This is a genomic window from Alphaproteobacteria bacterium (assembly GCA_023898725.1).
Lineage (GTDB): Bacteria > Pseudomonadota > Alphaproteobacteria > JAUHZC01 > JAUHZC01.
This window is the reverse complement of record CP060236.1, coordinates 303,144-322,384: the sequence shown is the minus strand read 5'-3', so window position 1 is coordinate 322,384 and position 19,241 is coordinate 303,144. Positions and strand designations below refer to the sequence as shown.

Genomic DNA, 19,241 nt, shown 5'->3' with positions numbered 1-19,241 from the left:
ATGCAAGGATTACGTTTTTTCCCCTCAACGCCGACTATTGACTTCATAGGGGCGCGCAAGGTTGCTTATGGAATTGCCCTGTTTGTGGTTCTGGGCGCATTCGCTGCCTGGGCTGTGAAGGGGTTTAATTTTGGTATTGATTTTCGCGGGGGGTATTTAATCGAGGGACGCTTCACTGAAAATGTAGATCTTAGGGATGTGCGCGAAAAATTGAACACACTGGATGTGGGAGATGTTCGTCTTCAGGCACTTGAAAAGCCCACGGATATACTCATTCGTGCTGAAATGGCCAAATCGGGTTTTACCGATGAGCAAGTCATCGCATCCATTAAAAGTGTTTTGGGGAAGAATGTTACATATCGACGCGTTGAAACAGTTGGCCCTAAGGTGAGTGAGACACTGGTCCAGGGGGCAATTTGGTCTGTTATTTGGGCTATGCTGGCTATGCTTGTTTACGTGTGGTTGCGTTTCGAGTGGCAATTCAGTGTATGTGGTATTTTGGCACTGATGCACGATTGTATTGGCGTTCTTGGCTTTTATGCTATTTCTCACATGGAATTTAATGAAACAGCAATTATTGCTATCTTAACAACGGCTGGATATTCTATTAACGATACGGTTGTGATCTATGATCGTATTCGTGAAAATTTCCGCCGCTTTACCCATACCCCTATGGATAAACTTGTGAACCAAAGTATTAATGAAACACTTAGTCGCACAATGCTAACGTCCGGAACAACCTTATTGGCTTTGGCCGCACTTTATATTTTTGGTGGTGAGGTAATAAGCAATTTCAGCTTACCTATTATTGTAGGAATTTCACTTGGTACGTTTTCTTCTATCTGTGTGTCTGCCCTGTTGCTCTTGTTTTTTGATATTGATCGCGACCATTTTGTTGCAAAAGAAGGCAGTTCCTCCCGCACAAAAGTTTAAAGCCATGAGAGCCAATGCATAGGGATCTTTGCGGTTTTTTCTTATTTCGGTTTTGTTCCTGAGTCTTATTTGCTATCATAGACCTAGGCTATGAAAGAAACTATGACTATGAAACCTTCAAAACGTTATGAAGTCCTTACAAACTATGGGTTTAATCAATTTATTCCTGTGGCTCTCATCCAGTTTTGCTTTATCGTTATTTATATTCTTCTCAAAAGTTATAAAAAAATTCTGCTTGGAACGCTGGCAGGGGATCCGTATGTTGCCCCAGCTATTGATACGTGGGCAACCGTTCCTATGATTCTGCTGTTTTTGGGGGGATATTTAAAGCTTGCAAACCATCTACGGCGCGAGCAGCTTTTTTATCTAAGTCTTTCTGTCGTTGTTTGTCCACTAGCCGTTCTAACCTTTTGGATTTATCCAAACGGAGAATTTCTGTCTATGAAAAGTGAGACGGTTCAGATCATACGGGAGCAGTATCCTCACATGCAGTTTTTGATCATTTGGATAGGCCGATGGGTTGAGACGCTAATGTGTGGTTTTGCCACGCTCTGGGGTCCTGTGTTTGTCTACATGTTTATTTGGCAGTTTGCGAACGACATTACAAATCTTGTAAAAGCCCGATTTTTCTATCCTGTTCTTGTGTTTTTAGGGGGTGTTCCCTATGTTGTGGGCCAAAGTATTGTAGCCCGCAGTGTACCCGATGGCATTGTTGATGCTGATCAAATAGCATCGATATTACAGCGCTATATGGTGATCACTTTGGCCTTAAGTGCCGCCGCGGCTTACATATATTGGCACTATCACCAGAAAGCAAAACAAGAAAATAAATATCTCCCTGTTCAGGTGCCACAAAAACTGTATGTGATGCAAAGTTTGAATCATGCGTTTTCCGATGCTTTCACCCTTCGGCTTATCATCTTGTCATTTGGCATGGCTTTTATCCTGGAGGTCATGAGCACACTCTTGAGCAATCTCACTGCCGTTACACACGTCGAATTCCTTCAAATGGCGGAGTTTATGGATAGTTTGACGGGATGGATTGGTGCGATGGGGAAACTGACAATCGTGTTTGTTCTTGCGGCAATCTATCGTTTGCGGCGAACGTATTGGTCCGGGTTGTCGTCTATGACGGGTGCAGCCATGAGCTGTCTTGTAGTGGCGCTTTATGTGTTTGATTATATGGGTTACTTGCTGAAGGATCAGATGATTTTCAGTGTTCCAATGGGCGTTGCTGTTGTTGCCACAATCTTAGTTCTTACGGAGGGAACGAAGTTTTATTGGTACATTCCCGCCCGGGAGATGTTTTTTCTGACCATGTCTCAAGAGCATCGCATTAAATCAAAAGCAATTGCTGACTTACTGGGGATTTCAGCTGGGCTGACGTTTGCCCGAATTGTTATTGCGGGCACAACGGCACTTGGGAATGATGATTTTTTCCTTGGGCTCCCATACTTAATGGGGATTACCATTTTGGTTGCTATTGCTTGGCTTAAATCTATTGTAGATTTGCGTGGTCATATGAGCAAATCTGAACGTGAGCCCCATCAGATTCTCGATTAAATAAGGAGTCTTTTTGGAGATCTTTCCAAAAATCTTCTAAAGGGTACGGTAGCAAAGCTGTTTCAAGGGGGCTACCTGTGTGAACCCAAACTTTGTTCCGCGATTGTGCAGGAAGCTCACTCTCAAACACTGATCGTGTTTGATCTTAAGCGCCTGGCATCGCTTAACAGTAGGGATTCTGTGTCCCACTTTTTCGCGTATGGTGAATCCTATTCTGACAAAAGATTCCCGTGAGTGGCTGAAAGATTGGGGCGTATGCTATCAAAAACACCACTTTGTGGTATGACCGAAGCTTAAGCCCATTCTTTTCACATTAGGCTGGGTTCACAGGGGAGGGATTGCTGGGAATTTTGGTGTTAGCCATGGTCATAATCCCTGTCGTCCTCAGGGTCTAGATGCAGTAAAACATCAGCATCTGGAAAAGCCTCGCGCAATTTTGTACGCACATCAACAGAAATTTTATGCGCGCTGAGGAGTGAAATGGTGCCGTTTAATTCCAAGTGGCACTGAATGAAGAAACGATTCCCGCTGTTTCGGGTGCGCAAATCGTGATAGCCTCTGACATCGGCAGCTTGGTTAATAATCTGGATAATCTTGCGCCGCACACTGCTATCAAGTTCTTTATCAATCAGAATATTAATGGCCTCACGCCCAACACTGATGCAGCTTTTAACAATGTAGAGACCAATCACAAACCCTGTAAAAGCATCAACCCATACGAGGGGTTCATACTGTGCCGCCAGCAATGAAAAAATAACACCCACATTGATGACTAAGTCCATACGGTAGTGCGCTGCATCCGCACGAATAGCCATAGATTTCGTGCGCGCTATTACATGACGTTGAAAAACTAATAGCAATCCTGTTAAAAGGACGGAAAGAAGCATTACGAAAACCCCAGCCATTGTTTCCTTTGGAGCGACCGGATTCATGGCTTTTCCCAAGGTCTCGTAAAAAAGCCAGAGCCCTGATGTAAAAATAACAAATGCCTGTCCCAGTGCTGAGATTGCCTCTGATTTTCCATATCCAAATCGGTGAAATTTATCAGGAGGACGCATGGCCATACGTACAGCAAACAGGTTTGCAAGGGAGGTTAAAGCATCCAAAAGTGAATCAATAAAAGTAGCTTGCAAGCTAACGGATCCCGTAACCCACCACGCCCAAAACTTTGCTGCGATCAGTGTAATGGCTACAAAAACCGAGGCATAGGCTGCTCTGTTTACAAGAACATTGCGTGCTAAAGTGAGATCGTATGACATGAGCTGTTGAGTTGTTCGTCATAGTATTTATAATGAACCTGCGAGCAATTACAATCCGTATATGAATTTATCTTCCCTTATTGACCAGTTTAGTTTCAGCACCAAGATTGCAAACATGTGGAGTTATGGTGAGATAGTGCTGGTTCTTTTGGGGGCTCTTCTCGTAAGGCGCCCTTTGGTTTACGTTATCTTTAGTCTTTTATCGTTGGGAAAGTCTGAAAAGCAGAAAACATACCTCCGCCAAGCGCTGGCGGGCCCCTTAGAGTTAGGTGCTGTGGCTGTTGTTTTTTACGCATCGCTTCAGTTTTTGACATTTGTTCATGAGATTTTCTACGCGGCAAAGGTATCGGGCTCGGTCCTTATGATTGCTGTTTTTTGGGCAATACATCGAAGCATCAATGCCTATGCTACAAAAGTTCAAGAAATGTACACTCTTGTTGATGTTGGGCTTACGCGGGAAGTTGCAGAGTTTATAACACTTGGCCTGCGCGTGGTGGTCGTTGTTGTTGCTGTGTTTACGGTGCTCGATATTTGGGGTGTGAATTTAACAGCCTTGATTGGCGGTGTGGGAATTATGGGTGCTGCTATTGCTTTTGCTTCCCAAGATATCATCAAAAACATTTTTGGTTCTATCGTGGTGCTAACGGATCGTACCTATCAGGTTGGTGATTTTGTGCGCATTGAAAATACAGAAGGGGTGGTTGAGCATATAGGCTTACGTACAACAACCCTTCGGGATATTAATAAGTCTCTGGTAAGTATCCCCAATAGCGCCGTGGTTAATGCTACTGTGATGAATATCACGCGCCGCACCCATCGTTTGATTGAGGTTGCTGTAACGCTTGATCCAGAAACACCTAATATCGCTATTGAGACTTTTGTGCGTCGTCTTCGTGGATATCTGGCCACGCACGAACGTGTTGCCTGCGATGAAGTGGGTGTAACGCCGCCTATTGTCTGTGTTGCTGATTTTACCGATAGGGGTATTGCGGTAAAAGCCACCTTCTTTATGTCGCCGCCCGGGACACTTCAAGAAGGCCATATAATGAAGGAATCTGTTTACCTTAAGGCAAAACAAATAGCCGATTCAGAGGATGTCAAAATGGCCTGGGTTCAACGTATAGAAACCTCTGCATAAGAATTCTTCTGTGTTTTGAAAGCTGAGCAACCCAGTAAATCCTCCTTAGGGATTGTTTGGAAGTGGGGGGTGCCTGGGGGGTGCTCGTTTTACTTGTGTTTTTGGGGTGGGGGGTTCATAGAGAATCTAAAAGCTGGCGATAAGAATGGGAACAAGGTGGATAGCGTAGTACGCCCACAAAATATCCCCCTCAATGGTCGTGGGCACTTTTCTTTTTGTGAGTACTCTGCGGATGTGTGCTGTATAAATGATGTTTCCAAAAATCCCGAGCCATACTTTGATTCCCACATGAACAATAATGGGCCAGATCAGACGTGTGTAATTTTTTTCAAGAGCCCCATCAATAATAAAATAAATGCAGAAAAGATTGATAAAAATAATAGCAGAGGCAAAGCCAAACATTCGTCGATAGAACATCCATGCCCCGCCACCAAAAAATGCGGACCAGTTCCACTGAATGAATCGAGAGCGATCACCAAGCTTGTCGTAGTAATTCATATAATAGTGGCTTTCGTAAAGGGATGGGCGTCCCCCTTCGTTCGGCCCTTTGACAGCATTATAAAAATCTTCGCGAGTAAGCTTACGCATGGCTACGACTATTGTTTTTTACAAGACTATCTCAAGAAGGTTAATTTTGCGTTGTTTTCGTACCATACTGTGGACTATTTCCTTGCTGAGGGTTCAAAATTTGCTTGTCAAAATAAATAAACAGCGCTAGACATAGGCTATGTTCTTTACAGAACTCCTACGAACATCCTGTTCATCTCTTTCTTCGTGCAAAAAACTATCATCCTTCTGCGTACGAGCACCTACAACGATCAAAAACTGGAAAAAAATATGGACATACATGAGTTAAAGCTTCAGTCTCCTGCTGAACTGTTACGTCGTGCTGAGGAAATAGGTATTGAAAATGCAAGTACCCTTCGTAAGCAAGACATTGTTTATGCGATTCTTAAGCGCTTAGCGGAGGCTGGTACTCCTATTTTTGGATCAGGTGTAATTGAGACACTTCAAGATGGATTCGGTTTTTTACGATCGTCGACCTCGAATTATCTGGCGGGACCGGATGATATTTATGTGTCGCCGGCACAGGTGAAAAAATTTGCCCTACGTACAGGAGACACAATCTATGGCGAAGTAAGAGCCCCTAAAGAAAGCGAGCGGTACTTTTCTTTGGTCAAGCCAATCAAGGTAAATTTCCAAGATCCAGAGTTGACGCGCCATCGTATTAACTTTGATAACCTGACGCCTCTTTACCCAGATGAACGTATCCCTCTGGAGATTATTGGCATTGACCCCGAAAAGGGTGTGGCAAATCGCATCATCGACCTTATTTCACCAATTGGCAAAGGTCAGCGCGCGCTCATTACAGCTCCTCCACGCAGTGGTAAGACCATTATGTTGCATAACATTGCTGATGCTATTTCCAAGAACCTTCCCGATGCTCACTTAATGGTTCTTTTGATTGATGAACGTCCAGAAGAAGTGACGGATATGGCACGCACGGTAGATGGGGAGGTGATCAGCTCAACGTTTGATGAACCAGCGTCACGTCATGTGCAGGTGGCAGAAATGGTAATTGAAAAAGCCAAACGCTTGGTTGAGTGTAAGCATGATGTTGTTATTTTGCTGGACTCAATTACACGGTTGGCTCGGGCCTATAATGCGACGTTGCCGTCATCGGGGAAGGTTCTTACGGGGGGTGTTGATGCTAATGCTTTGCAGCGCCCGAAGCGACTGTTTGGTGCCGCTCGTAATATTGAGGGTGGTGGGTCCCTTACAATTATTGGAACAGGTATGATCGAGACAGGATCACGTATGGATGAGGTTATTTTCGAAGAATTTAAAGGCACAGGTAACTGTGAGATTATTCTTGATCGGAAGCTTTCTGATAAGCGTATTTATCCAGCTATTGATATTACTCGCTCCGGAACGCGTCGCGAGGATCTCTTGTTGACTAAGGAGAACCTTGCAAAAACATGGGTATTACGGCGTATTTTAGATCCTATGGGCCCTCAAGATGGTATGGAATTCTTGCGTTCTAAATTAAAAGAAGCCAAAAACAATGAGATGTTTTTTCAGTCTATGAATGCATAATCAGGCACATAAAGGTGTTTTTGCATAAGAAGTGAGGGGGGCGTTACATGTCTGGATCTGATTTTTTTTCGGAATTTCGGTATGATGGCAAAACCTTTCACATTTGTGACTTGCAAAAGGTATATCGTCACTATCCTGATGTGCGTCAATTTCCGACAACCCTCAAAATTCTGTTAGAAAATGGTATACGCCACACCCCCCGAAGTGACCAGGATGACTATATTAGTCATTTCATAAATGCCTATCTTTCTGCGGTGTCTTTTGTGGCCACTTTTCATCCTGGGCGTATCTTGATGCAAGACTTCACTGGCGTTCCTGCTGTGGTTGATTTGGCTGTCATGAGAGAAGCCGTTTCTCGCAGGGGAGGAAACCCCGGGTGTATTAATCCTCATGTCCCGGTTGATTTAGTGATTGATCACTCTGTGACAGTAGATGATTTTGGGAACCCCCAGGCGTTTGCCCGCAATGTTGCTCATGAATTTCAGCGAAATGATGAGCGTTATACATTTTTGAAATGGGCTCAGCAATCATTTGCAAACTTTCGTGTAGTTCCCCCGGGAACAGGTATTTGTCACCAGGTGAACCTTGAGTATCTTAGTACAGTTGTTCACACATATGATCGTGAAGGTCTAACATGGCTTGTTCCTGATACCGTCGTGGGCACAGATAGTCATACCACGATGATTAATGGTCTAGGCGTTTTGGGGTGGGGCGTTGGTGGTATTGAGGCAGAGGCTGCCATGCTGAATCAACCAATCCCCATGGAAGTACCACCTGTTGTCGGCGTTGATCTCAGGGGAACCTTAAGGGCTGGTGTTACGGCAACTGATCTTGTTCTTACTCTCACGGAGTTATTGCGCAAGGCAGGTGTTGTGGGTAAATTTGTGGAATTTTTTGGTGAGGGTTTGTCACACCTCACACTGGAAGATCGCGCAACAGTTTCCAACATGTGCCCAGAGTTTGGTGCGACCGTTGCTTACTTTCCTATTGACCAACGCACGTGCGATTACCTGACTATCACTGGGCGAGTAGAAACCCATTGTTCCTTGGTCGAGAGCTATGCGCGTCACCAGGGTATATGGTGTTCAAGAAGGGATAATGTTCAATACTCTCAGGTCTTAAGTCTTGATTTGGGAACGGTTGTTACTTGTTTGGCGGGACCAAATCGTCCCCAGGACAGGGTTGCGCTTGGGGATATTCCTGCTTCCTTGTACACAGCGCTTGCCAAAGATTCCTCCTCAATTCCTCAGAGAAATCATGCAGATTTTGTGGATACACTGACGGATGGTGATGTTGTCCTTGCGGCCATTACAAGTTGCACCAATACATCCAATCCATCTACAATGCTGGCGGCGGGGCTTTTGGCCCGCAATGCCCATGCAAAAGGTCTGCGTGTAAAGTCCTGGGTAAAGACATCGTTTGCTCCTGGTTCTGGCGTTGTGAGTGATTACATGGCAAAGGCAGGTTTGCAAAAGTATTTGGATGCTCTAGGATTTTATTTGGTCGGGTATGGGTGTACATCCTGTATTGGAAACTCAGGCCCACTGAGTCCAGCAATCGCACACGCTATTGATCATAATAACCTGAGTGTGGCGGCTATTCTTTCAGGTAACCGTAATTTTGAAGGGCGGGTTCATCCCCAAACGAAGCTCAATTATCTTGCCAGTCCCCCATTGGTCATTGCTTATGCGTTGGTGGGAAACCTACGGGTGGATATTACCACGGAGCCCTTGGGTGTCGACAGCAGAGGTAACCCCGTATATTTGGCAGACATATGGCCTTCTTCTATGGATATTCAGAAGGCACTTCACGGAGCTGTTAAAAAAGAAATGTTTACAAAACGCTATGCACAGGTGTTTGAAGGCACACCCACATGGAAAAATATTCCAGTAACGCATTCTGATCTTTATGCTTGGGATGCACAAAGTACCTATGTGCGGTGTCCGCCGTATTTTGAGGAAGAGCTTTTGCAGGGCGTCCGCACACTTGTGAACGCATCTGTTTTGCTGATGTTGGGTGATTCAATCACAACCGATCATATTTCCCCTGCCGGAGCCATCGCTTTTGACAGTCCTGCCGCGACTTATCTTCAGGAACAGGGAGTTCCCGTTTCGGACTTCAACTCCTATGGTGCGCGACGTGGCAATCATGAGGTGATGATGCGTGGTACGTTTGCTAATGTTCGCTTGCAAAATGAGCTTACTCCCCATAAGCGGGGCAGCTGGACATACTGTTTCTCAACGGACAAAGAAATGGATATTTTTGAGGCATCTAAACAGTACCGAAATCAAAAAATTCCCACAATTGTTGTTGCAGGCAAAGAATATGGAAGCGGATCTTCTCGGGATTGGGCAGCCAAGGGGCCAAAGCTTTTGGGTGTAAGGGCTGTAATTGCTGAAACATTTGAACGAATTCACAGGTCCAATCTTGTGGGGATGGGAATTCTTCCATTGACATTTACGGGGGGCCAATCACGCAAAACGTTGGGGTTATCAGGGCATGAAACATGGACGATTCCATGGAGTAATGATCATAATACCCACGGTGAACCCCGTCCAGAAATTACAGCGACGCTTACACGTGCAGGAGGAGAGAAAGAAACAATACGCTTACAAGCAGAAGTTTACACAGATCAGGAGTACGCATACTTGGCGCAAGGGGGAATTTTGCCTTATGTGGTTTATCGCTAGCCTCATCGACACGTTTCGCACAGATGGTCTCAAAAAGTTCGTTCGTAGAAGAGTCCAATCACTATGCCCTTCCGGTGGATACTTTGTGTATATGCTTGATAACCGAAATCGTCAAAATTGGCTCTGTCCTGACTTTATGCTTGCACCTCCTTCGCCAGCACCAATAGTCTTCTTTGTGGCTGACTCCGACCTTCCTCCGGACTATCCCGGAGGGGATGGTGCTTTCAGGGGCCAGAAAATATACGTGCTGTAATGAAAGAACGTTTTGGTTGTTTGTCCCATAACTGTCTCTTATATGCAAAAATAGCATTGGCAAAAATGCTGACAACTGGATACTATAATGGGGATATATATGTCAGACGTGATATATGTTGATACAGGAGATTTCCATGACCCCGATTTTGCGTTCATTATTCCGCGTTTCCCTTATCGGGATGCTTGCCTTGAGTTTTGGCGTTGATGCTAGCTGGCGTGTGGTTGCTGAAGAACTGGGGGCTTTAGCCGGCGTGACGGCTTCCCGCGCCGTCCGCGTTGCTGGGGTAATGCCTGCTCACCGATTGAGGGGACTTCGATCAGGGCTTCGCTATTCTGATTGGGGTACTCCCATCCGTAGAGGATATTCTCTGTCTTCTGTACTGGCAATGGATACTGCTCCCTCACGTCGGGAAACACGGAGGCGGGGGCAAATCTACGGAATCCCTACCTTTGATGCTCTCTTCAAATATGTCTTGAGCCACGGTAATGTACGTCCCTCTTTCTTTCATGCCTTCATTCCTGGTCTTCCCATTGTTGAGTCAGAACTTCTTGATGTGCACATGAACCCCATTCAAGGGCTTCAAATCCTGCGGGACTTTATTCACAGCAAGGAAACAAATGCGTTGGTAAAGCGTCTTTCGGAGGCTTCCCACGTGCATGTGGAATCACCTGGCGATGAGGGATACGCCCAAGACCCCGAAGGCACTTCATTTCTTCACAGGCTTCTGCATAACTTCGAGGATTTGCGCGTAGCATTTCCCCGCGCTCGGTATGAGGGAACCATGGATTTCGTCTGCAAATTGAAAACAGGGGGTTTTGCGATGGTGGAAATGCAGGTCATTCCGCACGATTATTGGGATGAACGGGCTCTTGCGTACCTGGCTGCCTTTTACGGGAATCAGCTGGCCCGAGGGGAAAGGTGGAAAGATATTCGCAAGGTTATTGGTATTAATATTCTGGGAGGGGGCAAGAACCTCACCGTGCACTGGAAAGACACTCCTGATCAGTGGTTACGTCATTACAAGTTTCAGGAACAGTTGCACACTCCGAAGCGGTATATTGAGGGAGTAGAGCTATTTCAATATTCTATCATGAATGCCCCACCTGCTTTGGATAACCAGGAACAGCAGGATTGGATTACCTTTTTTCGCCATGCGGCACGCATGACTGAAGCGGATGTGGTGCGCACCATTCACACACCTGCTGTACGGGAAGCCTTTGAGTTGGCAAAAATCAGGAATCTTCCTGAAGAAGTCTATGATGCCTATGAACGTACTGAGGAGCGATTTGATAACTATTCCCAATACACCCAGGAACAACGCGATGAAGGCAAAGAACAACGGGATATTGAGCTTGCACAGACGTGGAATGGTAAAGGCAAAACTGTGGCACAGATTGCTGATCTTTTGGATAAAGACGAGACTTGGGTAAATCAAGCCATTACAAAAGAAATAGACGAGAACAAGGACGAGCGCTCTTAGCCTGTTTGTTTATAAGAACCCCTAATGCGTGCGGCGGCGTTTCTTCGCTTGTGAAGGATTTTTGTTGTTAAACAATCGGCTTTGGCATTATCCAAGACTTGATACTCTTTGACGTGCCTTTTCTTCCCACCTGCCTCGATGAAGCGGAGTTGCCGACATAAGTACCTTCCATTACAAAGATACAGACGATCACAAACCACAAAAGGAGAGAGGGGAGGTGAGGGATTTTAGTGCAACTCACATTATTCCACATCTTGCTAGGAACCTTAACGATTCATCAATAGTTCTTCTCCCTTTTTATTTATACTGTTAAGAATTTTCGCCAGCACCAATAGTCCTCTTTGTGGCTGACTCCGACCTTCCTCCGGACTATCCCGGAGGGGATGGTGCTTTCAGGGGCCAGAAAATATATGTGCTGTAATGAAAGAACGTTTTGGTTGTTTGTCCCATAACTGTCTCTTATATGCAAAAATAGCATTGGCAAAAATGCTGACAACTGGATACTATAATGGGGATATATATGTCAGACGTGATATATGTTGATACAGGAGATTTCCATGACCCCGATTTTACGTTCATTATTCCGCGTTTCCCTTATCGGGATGCTTGCCTTGAGTTTTGGCGTTGATGCCAGCTGGCGTGTGGTTGCTGAAGAACTGGGGGCTTTAGCCGGCGTGACGGCTTCCCGCGCCGTCCGCGTTGCTGGGGTAATGCCTGCTCACCGATTGAGGGGACTTCGATCAGGGCTTCGCGACGCCTGGCGAGAAACGCCCCCGAAAGAAGATATGCCGGGGGCGGGTGTCTCTATTCTTGGGTTTGTTCCTGTACGAGGACTTTCAGGAAAAGCAGGATCAAGAGATGACGGGATAGAGGCGTGGGGACTTCCCGACGGTAAAGAACATGATTTCGCTGATCCTACCGATGACTTCCCCTTCAAAGCCATGTTTCGCCGGGAAGAAAATAAAGACCTCTTGCGTAACTTTCTGAATAATGTCCTGAGTCGCAAAGGAGAAAATGAAATCGTGGAACTCCATATTCGTGATCCCGATGCAGATTCATACTACGACGAGGTCAAGCAGTTTTCCTTCGATGTGTTGTGCGTTGATAAGTCCGGAGAACACTACATCGTGGAAATGGAAAAGGATGCTTTTAAACAACACTCCAAACCTGGTTTTTTTAAACGCCTTCAGGCGTATACTGGACGCGCTTATTCGGAACAACTCACCAAAGGAACATCCTATAGAGAACTTAATCCCGTGATTTGTATTGTTCTTGCCAATACGAAGGTATTTCACCATCCTGATGCTGAGCGGTATTTAAGCCGGCATGTCATTCTGGATGAGGAAACCCACGAGCAGCACTTTCGCGATATGATGTGGGTTGTTGTGGAGATTCCCAAGTTTCCCAAGGGGGAAGATGAGCTGGAAACAGAGCTTGACCAGTGGATGTATCTGTTTCGAAATGCGAAGGGGAAACGGCATCTTCCTGTAAAGATTGGTAGTCCTTACGTGCGTAAGGCTTACAAGGTTCTTGATAAGGCGACCTGGACAGATGATGAGCGTGCCGCGGCCCTACGGGAAGAAATCGCCTACTTTGATCGCAAAAGCATTGTGAAAGTGGCAGAAGAACGCGGAGAAGAACAGGCTCTCATAAACCTTGCACAGACGTGGAATGGTAAAGGCAAAACTGTGGCACAGATTGCTGATCTTTTGGATAAAGACGAGACTTGGGTAAATCAAGCCATTACAGAAGAAATAGACGAGAATAAGGACGAGCGCTCTTAGCCTGTTTGTTTATAAGAACCCCTAATGCGTGCGGCGGCGTTTCTTCGCTTGTGAAGGATTTTTGTTGTTAAACAATCGGCTTTGGCATTATCCAAGACTTGATACTCTTTGACGTGCCTTTTCTTCCCACCTGCCTCGATGAAGCGGAGTTGCCGACATAAGTACCTTCCATTACAAAGATACAGACGATCACAAACCACAAAAGGAGAGAGGGGAGGTGAGGGATTTTAGTGCAACTCACATTATTCCACATCTTGCTAGGAACCTTAACGATTCATCAATAGTTCTTCTCCCTTTTTATTTATACTGTTAAGAATTTTCGCCAGCACCAATAGTCCTCTTTGTGGCTGACTCCGACCTTCCTCCGGACTATCCCGGAGGGGATGGTGCTTTCAGGGGCCAGAAAATATACGTGCTGTAATGAAAGAACGTTTTGGTTGTTTGTCCCATAACTGTCTCTTATATGCAAAAATAGCATTGGCAAAAATGCTGACAACTGGATACTATAATGGGGATATATATGTCAGACGTGATATATGTTGATACAGGAGATTTCCATGACCCCGATTTTACGTTCATTATTCCGCGTTTCCCTTATCGGGATGCTTGCCTTGAGTTTTGGCGTTGATGCCAGCTGGCGTGTGGTTGCTGAAGAACTGGGGGCTTTAGCCGGCGTGACGGCTTCCCGCGCCGTCCGCGTTGCTGGGGTAATGCCTGCTCACCGATTGAGGGGACTTCGATCAGGGCTTTGCTATTCTGATTGGGGTACTCCCATCCGTAGAGGATATTCTCTGTCTTCTGTACTGGCAATGGATACTGCTCCCTCACGTCGGGAAACACGGAGGCGGGGGCAAATCTACGGAATCCCTACCTTTGATGCTCTCTTCAAATATGTCTTGAGCCACGGTAATGTACGTCCATCTTTCTTTCATGCCTTCATTCCTGGTCTTCCCATTGTTGAGTCAGAACTTCTTGATGTGCACATGAACCCCATTCAAGGGCTTCAAATCCTGCGGGACTTTATTCACAGCAAGGAAACAAATGCGTTGGTAAAGCGTCTTTCGGAGGCTTCCCACGTGCATGTGGAATCACCTGGCGATGAGGGATACGCCCAAGACCCCGAAGGCACTTCATTTCTTCACAGGCTTCTGCATAACTTCGAGGATTTGCGCGTAGCATTTCCCCGCGCTCGGTATGAGGGAACCATGGATTTCGTCTGCAAATTGAAAACAGGGGGTTTTGCGATGGTGGAAATGCAGGTCATTCCGCACGATTATTGGGATGAACGGGCTCTTGCGTACCTGGCTGCCTTTTACGGGAATCAGCTGGCCCGAGGGGAAAGGTGGAAAGATATTCGCAAGGTTATTGGTATTAATATTCTGGGAGGGGGCAAGAACCTCACCGTGCACTGGAAAGACACTCCTGATCAGTGGTTACGTCATTACAAGTTTCAGGAACAGTTGCACACTCCGAAGCGGTATATTGAGGGAGTAGAGCTATTTCAATATTCTATCATGAATGCCCCACCTGCTTTGGATAACCAGGAACAGCAGGATTGGATTACCTTTTTTCGCCATGCGGCACGCATGACTGAAGCGGATGTGGTGCGCACCATTCACACACCTGCTGTACGGGAAGCCTTTGAGTTGGCAAAAATCAGGAATCTTCCTGAAGAAGTCTATGATGCCTATGAACGTACTGAGGAGCGATTTGATAACTATTCCCAATACACCCAGGAACAACGCGATGAAGGCAAAGAACAGGCTCTCATAAACCTTGCGCAGACGTGGCATGGTAAAGGCAAAACTGTGGCGCAAATTGCTGATCTTTTGGATAAAGACGAGACTTGGGTAAACCAAGCCATTACAGAAGAAATAGACGAGAATAAGGACGAGCGCTCTTAGCCTGTTTGTTTATAAGAACCCCTAATGCGTGCGGCGGCGTTTCTTCGCTTGTGAAAAGTCCAATCACTATGCCCTTCCAGTGGATACTTTGTGTATATGCCTGATAACCAAAATCGTCAAATTTCTACACAATCTATTGCTATGGCTCTAGCTCTCTTCCTTTGATATCAAAACTAATTGGGATTTCGAGCAGTTTATCCTTACTATAGTGTGCCACACATTGAACGTTTCCATTCTCGTAGTATGTGATTAGTGTTCCCTCGCGCTTATCAAGATTATAGCTTCCCTCTTCAAGGATAGCACCTGATGGGTAATAGGTTGTTGCTTTGCCTTGTTTTTGCCCCTCATAATAACTTGTGACAGACTGTATGTTTCCTTCATCATCGTACGTTTTTTGTACTCCGTGTGCTTTACCATTTTTAAAATTGCTCACAAGCGTAAGTTTTCCTAAAGGATTAAAGTAACGCATTTCTCCTGTAGAAAAACCGTTTTCATAAGGCATTTCGCAAAAAAGGGAACCATCTTGATAAAATCTGGCAAGGCCGTGAATTTTCCCTTGATAATACACAAGCTCTTCTTGAATAATGCCAGTATCAAGGCGCCGATAAGGGCCATGAAGCACTCCCTTGTGAAAGGTCATCAAGATTGAAAGATCCCCATTATCATCATATAGACGACTTTCACCTTCAAGAATACCGTCTTTATATGTATGGGTATCGGTAACTTTCCCAGCATCATCGGTGATTGTTTGTGCGCCGTTAAGTGTTGTGACAGCGGTTTCCTCGTCTTCTTTTTCAGGTGAGTCATCTGCAGTTTGTGCAGAGGCAGTGGGCGAGTCACTGAAAAGTGTTTCTATTTTTGCAAGAGCAGTATCTGTGGCCAGAGTCTCTGCGTTTCCTTCTTCCGTGAGGAGGGATAAAGTTTCGGGGATATTGGATGACATAAAGAATACTTCCTAACCTAATAAAACGGGTGTTCCTTTAAGGACTATAGGCCCACTTGATTGCCCTGCAATGCTGGCGTCTGATTTGAGAACGACTGCCGCTCCCGCTTTTACGGTAAAAGCAGCGTCTGTTTTTACTAAGACAGTGGCGGCTTCCATTTGGTAAGCAGCAGCGGCTTTGACTTTCATGACGCCTCCCGATTTTACTTCCATCATGCTGCCAGCTTCCATTTGGAACATTGCCTCAGATTTGGCTTTTAGGGCTGTTTTTGCTTTCATCTCAATTGTGGGAGCTTCCATATTGAGGGCAACCCCCGCTTTGATTGTGATGTTTTTTGTGCTTTTTAGTGTAAGGTCGCCAGTGGCTTTAATTGTTGCGTCCCCTGTAACCTTGATGTTCCAATCTTTGGTGACATCTTGTTTGTATGAAGCCTTATTCGTGTGCTTCTCATCTTTTTTGACAAACACACTACGTGTACCGTTTTTAATAGCGATGACTTGATTACCCTTATCAATCGTAATGGTTTCATTCCCACTTTTGATTGTGAACTTGTGATTGCCTTTGTCCATTTTTACGGTGCGATTACCCTTTTTGATGGTAATCTCCATATCTCCTTTTGTGATGGTTAACGTCCGGTCACCCTTTTTCATCTCAATGGTGTAGTCTCCCTTACCCTTGCCTTTTGCCAGTAATTTTACGGTGCGAGATCCTTTATCAATGGTGAGGAGATCATCCCCCTTTCCTTTAACAGGTTTATCTTCGCCCTTAATATGGATAACACGGTCACCCCGATCGATTGTTTTTTCATCACTTCCCTCTTCGATAAGTGTGGTGCGTGTTTCGTTAACAACGGTATTCCAATCTTTTTCTGCATGAATAAAAATTTCCTCACTTTCATACTTATCTTCAAATCGAAGCTCGTTAAAACCCTTGGGTTTTCCTTTGGGGGTACCTACAGTTTGTGTGCGAATTGTGCTTTTGGTAGGGGTTTTAGGTAAATAAGGAGGGAGGTGAGTGCCGTTATATACGGATCCTGTGACGATGGGGCGATCAGGATCACCATTGAGAAAAGTAATGATTACTTCTTGCCCAATACGTGGAATGAATACAAACCCCCACTCTTTGTCGCTCCAATTCTGGCTTGTGCGTACCCAGCACGATGATTTTTCATCTCCTTTTTTTTCCGGATCCCAGTGGAAGCGTACCTTTATTCTTCCGTATTTATCTGTATACACCTCTTTGTTTTTGGGTCCTGTAACAGTTGCGGTTTGGATGCTCGCGATGCTGGGTTTGGGTGTTGTGCACGGTGGTCTGTAATCGGTATCTGCATAAAAGGCTTCGAAATCATTTTTGTAAAGGAGGTGGCGGTTACTTTCCTGTGCATCCATGATGCCATCAATCACATGAGTGACTTTTCGTATGACAAATTTTCCATTGAAATCCTTACGCAGGTGTTTCTTTAAGGTAAGTGTTGTTCCCGGGTGAAAGTCCGGAAAGGTACTGCTCCCGCAGAGGACGTTTTGCGATGCTTCTTCTGCTTCCAGGCGCATATTAGCGTAAGAACTGTTGATAGCCTTTGTTGGATCTTCTTCGTATCCTGACTGTCCAGGGTATGTAACCATTTCACCGCCTGCATATTTATCTTTGGCTTCAGCGTCAAGATCAGTAGTCGGCGTTGTAAAGTTGTAATCTTTCAGCGCGTATGATGTAGGAATTACACGATGATCCATCCGTACACCGAGGAGTGTATGTAGCATCCCAGGACTTGTGGTTGCAGTCTGAATTTCGATTGTATCCGAGGAGCGGAAAGGTTTAAATGTTGCGTTGCTGTCGGTGAGAACCAGGGTGTGTCCGGATTTTTCTTGTTTAAAGTGATACGCGATACCCTCTTCTTCCATGAGTCTTTGAATAAAGTCATAATCACTTTCATTATATTGAACACAATATTCACGCTTATCTTTTCCGCGTGTCTTTGTCTCGTTCTTAAAAGCGCTAATATCGTGTTCCTTAATGATTTCTGCGATAATTTCTTTTGTACTTTTTTTCTGAAATATTCGGTATTTTTTGGTGAACTTGAGCAACCAGAGACTTGGATATAGGGTAAGGCGGTAATGTGTGAGGTGTGTGTCAAAGGCTGTATCACGTTGAGAAACGTGACCAACAACACCCTGAAAATAATGCTTCTCACTACCGTACTCACAGGTTGCTTGCAGGGGTTTGCCGATTACCTCTTTAAATGAGAGTGCCTCTTGATCGGCTATAAGATCAAGGTGTACTTCAAAAAGGGTGCTCAGCCCTTCGGTACAGGTGAGTCGCTGAAGGGCATATCCCTTTTTTGCAAATTTTTCCTCAAGGTTGAGGGTGACATTGTTTTGGGTTTTTACACCTACTGTTGCCATGATTGCCCCCTAAGATAGCTCCCCTATCATAACCAAAGCATAAGGTCTTGTCGAGCAAGCAAGGATTGTCTATATAGAGTATATGAACGCGCCCGTAGCTCAGCTGGATAGAGCGCAACCCTCCGAAGGTTGAGGTCAGAGGTTCAAATCCCCTCGGGCGCACCAGGTTCATAGTCACTAGTATCACCGCGATCACGGAATCAGCATGAAGAGAGAAATCGCATGATTCCCAAGTGTGCGAAAAACACTTGAAAAATCCCCCATTATCGAATAGCTCTAAGGCACCATTGTGTTTCGCTAATTTTAAGGAGTTTCTCTATGAGTTTTGTGCGTTTCATGATTATGATTGGCGTGTGTTTTTTTGTAGGACTTGGGCTGGTTGCCAATTCTCACTCTGTACAACGCGCGCGACCCCCTATAACGAAAGGAAAAAAACAGATGTCTGAAGATATTCACAAGGAAATAATCACTGAGGGTGCCGGTGATATTCCTCAAAAGGGTGATCGTGTCCATGTCCATTATGTCGGTACGTTTGAGGATGGTACAAAGTTTGATAGTTCTCGGGACCGTGGTGAGCCACTGAAGTTTACCGCAGGAGTGGGTCAAGTAATTTCTGGCTGGGATAAAACTATTCTCGGGATGAAAGTTGGAGAGCGCGCGAAAGTAACTATTCCGAGCACACTTGCTTATGGCGAAGCGGGTATTCCTGGGGCTATTCCAGAGAATGCTACACTTGTGTTTGATATGGAGCTGATGGCTATTGGTAGATAGCCGTTGCTGATGTGAGGTGTGTC

The 19,241-nt window shown here is 45.3% G+C and carries 13 protein-coding genes and 1 tRNA gene; 10 read left to right on the top strand and 4 right to left on the bottom strand.

Annotated features, from left to right (window positions below; translation table 11 throughout):
* The gene (secF, locus tag H6849_01445; protein ID USO01694.1) at positions 1–933 is read left to right on the top strand and encodes a protein translocase subunit SecF; all 933 of its coding nucleotides are present in this window, start codon (positions 1–3) and stop codon (positions 931–933) included.
* A gap of 108 nt (positions 934–1,041) precedes the next feature.
* Positions 1,042–2,496 (top strand): hypothetical protein, encoded by a 1,455-nt coding sequence (locus tag H6849_01440; protein ID USO01693.1) that lies wholly within the window; start codon positions 1,042–1,044, stop codon positions 2,494–2,496.
* Positions 2,497–2,852: 356 nt separating this feature from the next.
* Here H6849_01440 and H6849_01435 read toward each other — a convergent pair whose 3' ends face one another.
* Positions 2,853–3,755: a cation transporter gene (locus H6849_01435; protein USO01692.1), complete on the bottom strand. Its 903-nt coding sequence runs from the start codon at positions 3,753–3,755 to the stop codon at positions 2,853–2,855.
* Between the two features lie 61 nt (positions 3,756–3,816).
* On the opposite strand from H6849_01435, the gene H6849_01430 reads away from it, so the two are divergent.
* Positions 3,817–4,893, top strand: coding sequence for a mechanosensitive ion channel family protein (locus H6849_01430; GenBank protein USO01691.1), 1,077 nt, complete (start codon positions 3,817–3,819; stop codon positions 4,891–4,893).
* 126 nt (positions 4,894–5,019) lie between these two features.
* Here the strand turns inward: H6849_01430 and H6849_01425 are convergent, their stop codons facing one another.
* Positions 5,020–5,481, bottom strand: a complete 462-nt coding sequence (locus H6849_01425; GenBank protein ID USO01690.1) for a DUF2628 domain-containing protein — start codon at positions 5,479–5,481, stop codon at positions 5,020–5,022.
* Positions 5,482–5,730: 249 nt separating this feature from the next.
* Here H6849_01425 and rho point away from each other — a divergent pair, with 249 nt between their 5' ends.
* From rho to H6849_01400, 5 genes are all read left to right on the top strand, one after another.
* Positions 5,731–6,990, top strand: coding sequence for a transcription termination factor Rho (gene rho / locus H6849_01420; protein ID USO01897.1), 1,260 nt, complete (start codon positions 5,731–5,733; stop codon positions 6,988–6,990).
* Between the two features lie 47 nt (positions 6,991–7,037).
* Positions 7,038–9,680 (top strand): aconitate hydratase AcnA, encoded by a 2,643-nt coding sequence (gene acnA / locus H6849_01415; GenBank protein USO01689.1) that lies wholly within the window; start codon positions 7,038–7,040, stop codon positions 9,678–9,680.
* Positions 9,681–10,069: 389 nt separating this feature from the next.
* On the top strand, positions 10,070–11,416 hold the full coding sequence (locus tag H6849_01410) for a PD-(D/E)XK nuclease family transposase (protein ID USO01688.1): 1,347 nt from the start codon (positions 10,070–10,072) through the stop codon (positions 11,414–11,416).
* 557 nt (positions 11,417–11,973) lie between these two features.
* Complete coding sequence (locus H6849_01405) at positions 11,974–13,200, top strand: Rpn family recombination-promoting nuclease/putative transposase (GenBank protein USO01687.1); 1,227 nt, start codon at positions 11,974–11,976, stop codon at positions 13,198–13,200.
* 557 nt (positions 13,201–13,757) lie between these two features.
* Positions 13,758–15,104, top strand: a complete 1,347-nt coding sequence (locus tag H6849_01400) for a PD-(D/E)XK nuclease family transposase (protein ID USO01686.1) — start codon at positions 13,758–13,760, stop codon at positions 15,102–15,104.
* Between the two features lie 139 nt (positions 15,105–15,243).
* Here the strand turns inward: H6849_01400 and H6849_01395 are convergent, their stop codons facing one another.
* Both H6849_01395 and tssI read right to left on the bottom strand, forming a co-directional pair.
* A complete protein-coding gene (locus H6849_01395) occupies positions 15,244–16,047 on the bottom strand; it encodes a toxin-antitoxin system YwqK family antitoxin (GenBank protein ID USO01685.1) in 804 nt (267 codons plus the stop codon).
* Positions 16,048–16,059: 12 nt separating this feature from the next.
* On the bottom strand, positions 16,060–18,447 hold the full coding sequence (gene tssI / locus H6849_01390; GenBank protein ID USO01684.1) for a type VI secretion system tip protein VgrG: 2,388 nt from the start codon (positions 18,445–18,447) through the stop codon (positions 16,060–16,062).
* An 88-nt stretch (positions 18,448–18,535) separates the two neighbouring features.
* Between tssI and H6849_01385 the strand changes: the two genes are divergently transcribed.
* A tRNA-Arg gene (locus H6849_01385) sits at positions 18,536–18,612 on the top strand.
* 273 nt (positions 18,613–18,885) lie between these two features.
* The gene (locus H6849_01380; GenBank protein USO01896.1) at positions 18,886–19,218 is read left to right on the top strand and encodes an FKBP-type peptidyl-prolyl cis-trans isomerase; all 333 of its coding nucleotides are present in this window, start codon (positions 18,886–18,888) and stop codon (positions 19,216–19,218) included.
* Positions 19,219–19,241 lie beyond the last annotated feature (23 nt).

Bases quoted from the DNA above. Each gene is read 5' to 3' on its own strand.
- secF (USO01694.1), top strand. From the start codon at position 1: ATGCAAGGATTACGTTTTTTCCCCTCAACGCCGACTATTGACTTCATA.
- H6849_01440 (USO01693.1), top strand. From the start codon at position 1,042: ATGAAACCTTCAAAACGTTATGAAGTCCTTACAAACTATGGGTTTAAT.
- H6849_01435 (USO01692.1), bottom strand. From the start codon at position 3,755: ATGTCATACGATCTCACTTTAGCACGCAATGTTCTTGTAAACAGAGCA.
- H6849_01430 (USO01691.1), top strand. From the start codon at position 3,817: ATGAATTTATCTTCCCTTATTGACCAGTTTAGTTTCAGCACCAAGATT.
- H6849_01425 (USO01690.1), bottom strand. From the start codon at position 5,481: ATGCGTAAGCTTACTCGCGAAGATTTTTATAATGCTGTCAAAGGGCCG.
- rho (USO01897.1), top strand. From the start codon at position 5,731: ATGGACATACATGAGTTAAAGCTTCAGTCTCCTGCTGAACTGTTACGT.
- acnA (USO01689.1), top strand. From the start codon at position 7,038: ATGTCTGGATCTGATTTTTTTTCGGAATTTCGGTATGATGGCAAAACC.
- H6849_01410 (USO01688.1), top strand. From the start codon at position 10,070: ATGACCCCGATTTTGCGTTCATTATTCCGCGTTTCCCTTATCGGGATG.
- H6849_01405 (USO01687.1), top strand. From the start codon at position 11,974: ATGACCCCGATTTTACGTTCATTATTCCGCGTTTCCCTTATCGGGATG.
- H6849_01400 (USO01686.1), top strand. From the start codon at position 13,758: ATGACCCCGATTTTACGTTCATTATTCCGCGTTTCCCTTATCGGGATG.
- H6849_01395 (USO01685.1), bottom strand. From the start codon at position 16,047: ATGTCATCCAATATCCCCGAAACTTTATCCCTCCTCACGGAAGAAGGA.
- tssI (USO01684.1), bottom strand. From the start codon at position 18,447: ATGGCAACAGTAGGTGTAAAAACCCAAAACAATGTCACCCTCAACCTT.
- H6849_01380 (USO01896.1), top strand. From the start codon at position 18,886: ATGTCTGAAGATATTCACAAGGAAATAATCACTGAGGGTGCCGGTGAT.